Below are 8,270 nucleotides of genomic sequence, written 5' to 3' on the forward strand. Positions count from 1 at the left end.
CCCTGGTCCCGATTCCTCCGCAGGTGTCAGCGGGTGTAGCGGCCGGTGAGCAGCACTCCGCCACCGTCCACACCTTTAGCGCCCTGGACGAAGTCCTCGCCGGCGTCGGCGACATCCTCAGGGTTGTAGGCATTGACCTCACCCATCAACCACGCTGACTGTCCCGCAGCCTTCAGATGGGCGACGACGCGATCGGCCTGATCAGCCGCCACTACTGCGATCATTCCCACGCCTAAGTTCAACGTCCGCTCCAGATCAGCTTGCGGCACCCTGCCCAGATCCGCCATCACAGTGAAAACATCCGGCCAGGACCACGTCGCGCGATTCACCGTAGCCATCAGCCCAGTGGGCAGAACTCGGGCTAGGTTCGCGGCCATGCCCCCGCCGGTGACATGGCTGAAGCCGCGCACGGGAGCATCAGGTGCGATCTCCTGCTCAGCTGGGTCACCATTGAACGTGGTGACCAGGTCCAAACAGGGAGCCGTGTACAGCTTGGTGGGTTCCAACAGCTCTTCCCCAAGGGTCCGGCCGAACTCCGGCACATGGCGGTCGAACTCCCACCCCGCATCGCGGACGATGCGCCGGATGAGCGAATAACCATTGGAGTGAATACCGGACGAGGCCATGCCGATGATCACATCACCGGACTGCACCCGCTCCGGTCCCAGAACTGCGGAGGCGTCCACGACACCGGTAGCCGCGCCGGCGACGTCGTACTCATACTCGCCCAGCAGGCCCGGGTGCTCAGCGGTCTCCCCGCCGACCAGGGCAGTACCCGCCTCAGCGGAAGCCTTAGCGATCCCAGAGACAATAGCTGCGATGCGGGACGGTTCCACTTTGCCGCAGGCAATGTAGTCCGTCATGAAAAGCGGCTTAGCGCCTGCGACCACAATGTCATCGACCACCATGCCGACGAGGTCGAACCCGATGGTGTCGTGGATGTCCATGGCTTGGGCGATCGCCACTTTGGTGCCGACACCATCAGTGGAGGTGGCCAGCAAAGGCTTAGGGAGGCGCTTCAACTCGGAGGCGTCATAGAGGCCCGCGAACCCGCCGAAACCGCCTACCACTTGCGGGGTGTGGGTGGCCTCAATATGGGCCTTCATCAGTTCCACGGCGCGGTCGCCGGCTTCCACATCCACGCCCGCAGACGCGTAGGTGATGGGTGAAGTCTCAGTCACCGCTTGCCCTTCCTGACAGTGTTGGCTCATACATTCCGTTGTCTGCCCCGTTGAGCTCAACGTCCTGCTTCAGCGGGGTTTCGGTCTCGTCGAGTTCGAACTCAGCGTCTGGGCCCGGTTCGCAGCCGACCTGCGCCCGCCGGTGCGGCATGCCTGGGAGTACCGGCTGCTCCAGCAGCATCTTGCCGCGGCGTTCCTCCGGTGGTAACTCAATGGGGTACACCCCGGAGAAGCACGCCGTGCACAGCGTGCTGCGCGGCTGGCCGGTTGCAGAGACCATGCCTTCCTCAGAGATATAGGCCAGGGAATCAGCCCCGACAGCGTTGGTGATCTCCTCCAAGGTGGCGCCATTGGCGATGAGCTCCGCCCGGGTGGCGAAGTCAATGCCGTAGAAGCAGGGCCATTTGATCGGTGGGGAGGAGATCTTCACATGGATCTCAGCTGCACCGGCCTCACGCAGCATCCGGACGATAGCGCGCTGGGTGTTGCCGCGGACGATCGAATCATCCACTACCACCACCTTCTTGCCGCGCACCACATGGTCCTGCACGTTGAGCTTCAGCCGGATGCCCAGCTGGCGCAATGTCTGGCTCGGCTGGATGAACGTACGGCCCACGTAGGCGTTCTTGATGAATCCCTGGGCGAACGGCAACCCGGAGGCCTCCGCGTAACCCACTGCGGCAGGTGTGCCGGATTCGGGCACCGGAATGACGATGTCGGCGTCGTTGGAGTCCTCACGAGCAAGCTGGCGGCCCATCTCCACCCGTGACTCATAGACGCTGCGGCCATTGATATTGGCATCCGGCCGGGCCAGGTAGACGTACTCAAACACGCACCTTGCGGGTGCGGACTCGGCGAACTGGTGCGAGCGCACCCCGTCCGCGTCGATAGCGATCAGCTCACCGGGCTCGATCTCCCGGATGATGGAGGCGCCCACGGTGGCCAGAGCGGACTGCTCAGAGGCCACCACCCAGCCGTTGTTGAGCCTGCCCAGCACCAGCGGGCGGACACCCTGCGGGTCGCGGGCGGCGTAGAGCGTGTTCTCATCCATGAACACCAGGCAGAAGGCGCCCTTCAGGGTGGGTAGCAGGGCCAGAGCCTGCTCCTCCATGGAATCCCCCGGCTGGTTTTTCAGCAGAGCCGTCACCAGGGCAGTGTCCGTGGTGTTGCCCTGGGCGAGCTCACCGAACTTGGTGGCGCCGTGGCGGGAGACCACCTGGTCGTAGAGATCAGCAGAGTTGGTCAGGTTGCCGTTATGCCCCAGGGCGACTGTCCCGTGGGGCGTCGCGCCCAGGGTGGGCTGGGCGTTGGACCACTGGTTTCCGCCGGTGGTGGAGTAGCGGCAGTGCCCGATGGAGATATGACCCCGCAGAGCATTCAGGGTGGCTTCGTCGAATACCTGGGACACCAGACCAACATCCTTGTACACGTGGATGTTGTTCCCGTCTGAGGTGGCGATCCCTGCCGACTCCTGGCCACGGTGCTGCAGAGCGAAAAGCCCATAGAAGGTGAGCTTGGCGACTTCCTCGCCCGGCGCCCACACGCCGAAAACCCCACATTCGTCCTGGGGGAGTGGATCTTCATCGAGAAGGTTGTGATTGAGGCGTCCGTCTGCACGGGGCATACTCAGCGCTCTCCTGCCGGTTTGATGTCATATGTGGTGCTGCGCCGTCGGAGCACCTTGTCCAGTACGAGCCAGGCGGTGCCCGACAGTGCCAGGGCAGGCAAGCAGAGAACGAGTGTGATGTACCCCAATGAGGCGGCGCGTGAATAGTCCGGGTCCTCTGGAGTGTTGAACACGACGATCACAGCTGCCGTGAACGCCACCATCACTGAGCCGATGAGGAATGGCAGGAGTTTGGGGGCGGTACGAACGGTCACCTTCCGGCCCTGCGTCGGTGAAGACATGCCTACCAGTCTACGTGGGATCATCACCAGGTCTTCAATCCTCGCCTCCCCACCGGTAGGTTCAGTCGTCGTCCTCGTCCAGCCAATTGAAGGTGCGCGTGACAGCCTTTTTCCAGCGACGCAGCAGCCGTGCCCGTTCAGACTGGTCGATCCGCGGCTGCCAACGTCTGTCCTCGACCCAATTGGCGCTCACTTCATCGACAGATTGCCAGAAGTTCACAGCCAATCCGGCGGCATACGCGGCACCCAGGGCTGTGGTTTCAATGACGGCGGGCCGGACCACGTCGACACCGAGGACATCGGCCTGAAACTGCATGAGTGTCTCATTGACCACCATGCCTCCGTCGACTTTGAGTTCAGTCAAGTCATCAGAGGAGTCAGCAGTCATGGCCTCCACGACTTCAGCAGACTGATAGGCCACTGCTTCCAAGGCCGCCCGGCATATGTGGTCCTGAGTCGCGAACCGGGTAAGACCGGCGATGACCCCGCGCGCATCCGGACGCCAGTGCGGAGCGAAAAGCCCGGAGAAGGCCGGGACGATGTAGACCCCACCGTTGTCCTCCACGCGTTTGGCTTTGGCCTCAACCTCCGGGGCTGAGGAGATGAGCTGCAGAGAGTCCCGAAGCCATTGCACTAGGGAACCGGTGACGGCAATCGATCCCTCCAACGCGTAGACAGGTTTCTGTTTCCCCAGTTGGTAGGCCACCGTGGTCAGCAGTCCATTGTCCGAAGAAACAATATTCTCCCCGGTGTTCATTAACATGAAGTTCCCGGTGCCGTAGGTGTTCTTCCCCTGTCCTGGGGTGAAGCACGCCTGACCGAAAGAGGCGGCCTGTTGGTCGCCGAGGATTCCAGAGATAGGAGTGTCGATGAGGAGGGAGTCGCGTTGTCCGTAGCCGTAGATCTCCGAGGATGAGCGGATCTCGGGAAGCATACTGAGGGGGACCCCCATCTGTGCGGCGAGCTCCTCGTTCCAGTCGAGGGTGTCGATGTTCATCAACAAGGTGCGGGACGCGTTGGTCACATCTGTGACATGCACTCCCCCTGTGAGGTGCCAGATTAGCCAGGAGTCGGTCGTGCCGAAGAGCAGATCACCGGCTTCGGCGCGCTTGCGCGCTCCCTCGACGTGGTCCAAGATCCAGCGGATCTTCGGACCAGCGAAGTAGGTTGCCAAGGGCAGGCCTGTGCGTTCCTTGTACCGAGCGTCGTGACCTCCTCGGGCGAGCTCGTCGCAGATTCGTTGGGTACGGGTGTCCTGCCAGACAATGGCGTTGTAAACCGGTGTTCCTGTGTTTTTATCCCAGACCACAGTCGTTTCGCGTTGGTTGGTGATTCCTGCCGCGGCGAGGGAGTGTCGATTCACGTCAGCGTCGGCCAGGGCCAGCCCGATGACTTCACGGGTATTGCGCAGGATCTCCATAGGGTCGTGTTCGACCCATCCCGCCCGGGGGAAAATCTGCTGGTGTTCCCGCTGCCCTGACGCCACGATGTCTCCGGCATGATCGAAAACCATCGCACGGGTTGAGGTGGTGCCCTGATCTACGGAGAGCACGTACTTCTTCTCCGACTCAGGGAACGTCTCAGTATGTGGTGTGTTTGTCATCCTTGACATCTTTCCGCTCGACGTGGAACCGGCCAGGATGACCCCGCCAGTCGCAGGGTGGGTCAGGTGCTCAGTAGCTGCTGATGCACCGGTAGGGCTTGACGCATGGCCTGGGCCGCCTCTGTGTCAGACGCCGTGCGCTCTGCCTGCAGGTGGGCGTCGACATAACTGGAGTACGACTGCTTCTCATGAGCCCGACGGTTCGCATCCCACCCGAGCTCCGGAGCTACGAGGGCGATGACCTCATCAGCTGCCGCCAGTCCCCGGTCGGAAACTTCGTGGAACAACCGAGTCCGCCGCTCCATGAGATCCTCCAGATGCAGGGCTCCCTCGTGCCGAGCAGCGTAGATGAATTCGGCGCGGAGATACCCGGCAGCCCCGGAAACTTCCTCTGCCAATGAGGGCTCCGTGTCAATCAGTTCGATGAGTTCCCCCAGCAGGCTGCCGTAGCGGTGCAGCAGCCTGTCCACGGTCTCCGCCGAGAACCCGAAGCGTTCGGAGAGCTGCTGGGCACCGTCCTCCCATTCTCCGTAACCCTGTCCGCCGAGCAGGGGAAGCTGCTTGGTGAGGGACAGTCGGTTCCGGAATCGCTGTGCGATGGCAAAGTCCACAGCATCCTCCGCCATGGAGCGGTACGTGGTCAGTTTCCCGCCGGCCACGGAGGTCAACCCAGGGGCGAGGCGCATGACTGTGTGTTCGCGTGAAATCTTGGCTGAGGAAGCTTCATTGGCGTCCACCGGCTGGAGCAGGGGCCGTAACCCGGCCCACGTGCCGATGATGTCCTCCCGGGTCAGTCTGGTCTGCAGGACCGCATTGGCGTGTTCGAGCACGTAGTCGATGTCCTTCGCGTTCGGGGCAGGCACATCGACTGGCTCGCGCCACGAGGTATCGGTGGTGCCAATCGACCAGTATCTGCCCATGGGAATGATGAACAGCACCGATTTCTCTGTCTGACTGATGACACCGACGTTCTCCTGCGCAGGTATCTTGTCAGCCGCCACGGTGATGTGGACTCCCTTGGACGCCAATACTTTGAGGCCGGGTGCCTCGGCCTCCGGGGCCGCGGCATGCGCGCGTTCTTGCTGCTCTCCAGTCCAGGCGCCAGCAGCCAGCAACGTTTCTGAGGCATGAATCGTGAACTCGCGGCTGGTTTCCCGGTCGCGGACGACGACGCCCGTGACCCGAGGGTCGGTGGAGGCTTCCGGGCCTGCAGTTTGGCGAACATAGTCGAGGACCTCGGTACGGGTGGCAACTGCCGCACCCAGGCTGTGTGCCGACCGAGCCAGAGTGAGGACCAGTCGGGCGTCGTCGACTTGCGCATCGAAATACTCCAGAGCGCCGACGAACTTCTTCTGGTTCAGGCCGGGGAACCTCTGGGCCAGGCCTTTACGAGACATGTGGCGGTGCAAAGGCGCGCGCGTGGCCCGGTTGAAGATCGAGCGCAGGCCTTTGCCCCTGGCCGTGGCTCCAACGGACAGACCGTCATAGAGGCCTACGCCGGATCCAATGAATGCCCGGTCCACCACACGCTTTTCGAAAGGGAAGATAAAAGGAAGAGGCCGGACCAGGTGCGGCGCGGTGTGGGACATGAGCAGGTTCCGCTCTCGCAGAGCCTCGGCGACGAGCTTGAAGTCCAGCATCTGGAGGTATCGCAGACCGCCGTGAACGAGTTTAGAAGACCGAGAGGACGTGCCCTGTGCCAGATCGCGGGCCTCAACCAGTCCGACCGTCAGGCCGCGGGTGGCGGCATCGAATGCGGCAGCAGCGCCAACAACTCCTCCGCCGATCACCAACAGGTCTAGGGGCTTCTCAGGAGTGGTGGCCTCGAGAGCGTTCAGCGCAGCGGTGCGAGTTGTGGGGTTGAGGGGCCGTGGTTGCATGAGTCCTCCATCGGTCTCGGCCGGGGACGGTGTGCCCCTCATCTAATACCGCTTTCGCACTTCTTCTCAATGAGTGTGCACAAACGTGCACATCGGGGGATGATTGCCGCTATGAGCGCCTCATTTCGAGACAACGCGGAGTTCACCGCTGCACAGATGTATTACATACAGAACAGGACCATGGAGCATATTGCCCAGGAATTGGGCATATCGCGCTCCACTGTTTCCCGGCTGCTGCGCGAGGCGCGTGACCAGGGGATCGTGCGCATCTCCGTGCATCCGCCCACCGATCGGGTCAGCGCCTTGGAGCACAGAATCCGCCAGCTCTACGGTGTCAGTGCCCATGTAGCCCAGAGTGGTGTCAGAGATTCTGCCGTCGCGCGGGCTGACGCTACCGCGGTGCTCGCGGCAGGAGTGGTCGATCAGCTGATGCAGCCGAACACCATAGTCGGGCTCGCATGGGGCGCGACCATGACTTCTGTGGTGCGCCGACTCCCGGTCCGTGAGGTGCAGGGCATTCAAACGGTTCAGCTCAACGGCGCGGTCAACTCTCAACCAGAGTTCATGGACTCACCGTCTGGAATAAATTTCGGCATGGGGGTGGTGGAACACTTCGCCCAAGCATATGGCGGGCGTGCCCACCTCTTCGCGGTTCCTGCATTCTTTGACTACGAGCAGACGAAGCAGGTCTTGTGGCGGGAGCGATCCACCCATCGCATACTCAACATGCAGAGGCGAGCCTCTGTTGCCGTGTTCGGTGTGGGCACCTTTTCGGGAGGGACCCCATCGCAGGTCTACTCCGAGGGGTATCTCAGCCGCGAGGATCTAGACCAGCTCAACGCTGAGGAAGCTGTCGGAGACGTCTGCACGGTGTTCCTCCGCGCCGACGGTTCATGGCGAGATATCGAACTGAACAGTCGCTGCTCAGTGATGCCACCGGATGTCCTGGGACGAATTCCGCGCCGTGTCTGTGTGGTCAATGGGCCGCATAAAGTGACAGCACTCCGAGGAGCGCTTGAAGCAGGGCTTGTGACGGACCTCGTGCTGGACCAGGCCTCAGCCAACGCTCTGACCCAGGGGCGATGATCTCTGCGCCTCTCCTACGTGCACATACGTTCACTCCATAGCATCCCTCGAAGGCTGATTCGGCGCCTCTGTAGCTGCCTCTGAGCTTCCGAGGCACCTATGTTCAGCTTTGAGCGATGCATCACCCCTGCCTGGTTACTTTGTGCACTGGATCACTGCACTGAGGAAGAACAACAAGGAGGAATACTGTGACGGCGAGATCGCGAAGTGCATGGAAGTGGCTGGCGGTGTCATTAATTCGGCTCTTCCCAGATGAGGGTGTAGGTCGGCCGGGCGCGTCGGTCCGCAGATAGACGTCGAGGTCTCCCGACGATGGAGGTTCCTACGCCATCCATCCGAGAGACCTCGACGTGTCCGACGCTACCCCGCCGGCCGGCTTCGGCCGCCCTGACCTGACCGCCTTCGCGGCTCATCCCAATCGACCCTGATCGGGTCTGCTGACCCTCTCGACGAGAACGCAGCGACATCACAGCCACCCAACCCCGACCGTCCGGGAAACCGGGGCACGTCACATGGGCTGTGCTGCAGGCGTGTCGAGTGGGTCGTCCAGGGGCGACGCAGGAGCGTCGACGCGACGTGCTGAGAGGTGGCTCCAACCGAGCGCTAGGACAC

General features: G+C 62.3%; 6 protein-coding genes. 1 reads left to right on the top strand and 5 read right to left on the bottom strand.

Features of this window, described 5'->3' with window-relative positions:
• Positions 1-26: 26 nt before the first annotated feature.
• From purM to FEF26_RS12855, 5 genes are all read right to left on the bottom strand, one after another.
• Entirely contained in the window at positions 27-1,211 is a 1,185-nt protein-coding gene (gene purM / locus FEF26_RS12835) for a phosphoribosylformylglycinamidine cyclo-ligase (protein ID WP_138253938.1), read from the bottom strand.
• Entirely contained in the window at positions 1,174-2,805 is a 1,632-nt protein-coding gene (purF, locus tag FEF26_RS12840; protein WP_138253939.1) for an amidophosphoribosyltransferase, read from the bottom strand. The genes purM and purF overlap by 38 nt, the downstream gene beginning before the upstream one ends.
• Positions 2,806-2,807: 2 nt before the next feature.
• Positions 2,808-3,089: a hypothetical protein gene (locus FEF26_RS12845; protein ID WP_138253940.1), complete on the bottom strand. Its 282-nt coding sequence runs from the start codon at positions 3,087-3,089 to the stop codon at positions 2,808-2,810.
• A 61-nt stretch (positions 3,090-3,150) separates the two neighbouring features.
• Complete coding sequence (gene glpK / locus FEF26_RS12850) at positions 3,151-4,692, bottom strand: glycerol kinase GlpK (protein WP_138253941.1); 1,542 nt, start codon at positions 4,690-4,692, stop codon at positions 3,151-3,153.
• A gap of 62 nt (positions 4,693-4,754) precedes the next feature.
• Positions 4,755-6,572 carry a glycerol-3-phosphate dehydrogenase/oxidase gene (locus FEF26_RS12855; RefSeq protein ID WP_138253942.1) on the bottom strand — a complete coding sequence of 606 codons (1,818 nt, stop codon included), beginning with the start codon at positions 6,570-6,572 and terminating at the stop codon, positions 4,755-4,757.
• 111 nt (positions 6,573-6,683) lie between these two features.
• Between FEF26_RS12855 and FEF26_RS12860 the strand changes: the two genes are divergently transcribed.
• Entirely contained in the window at positions 6,684-7,658 is a 975-nt protein-coding gene (locus FEF26_RS12860; RefSeq protein ID WP_138253943.1) for a sugar-binding transcriptional regulator, read from the top strand.
• Positions 7,659-8,270: the final 612 nt, after the last annotated feature.

Source organism: Nesterenkonia salmonea (genome assembly GCF_005771525.1).
In the GTDB taxonomy this organism is placed as follows: Bacteria; Actinomycetota; Actinomycetes; order Actinomycetales; family Micrococcaceae; genus Nesterenkonia; species Nesterenkonia salmonea.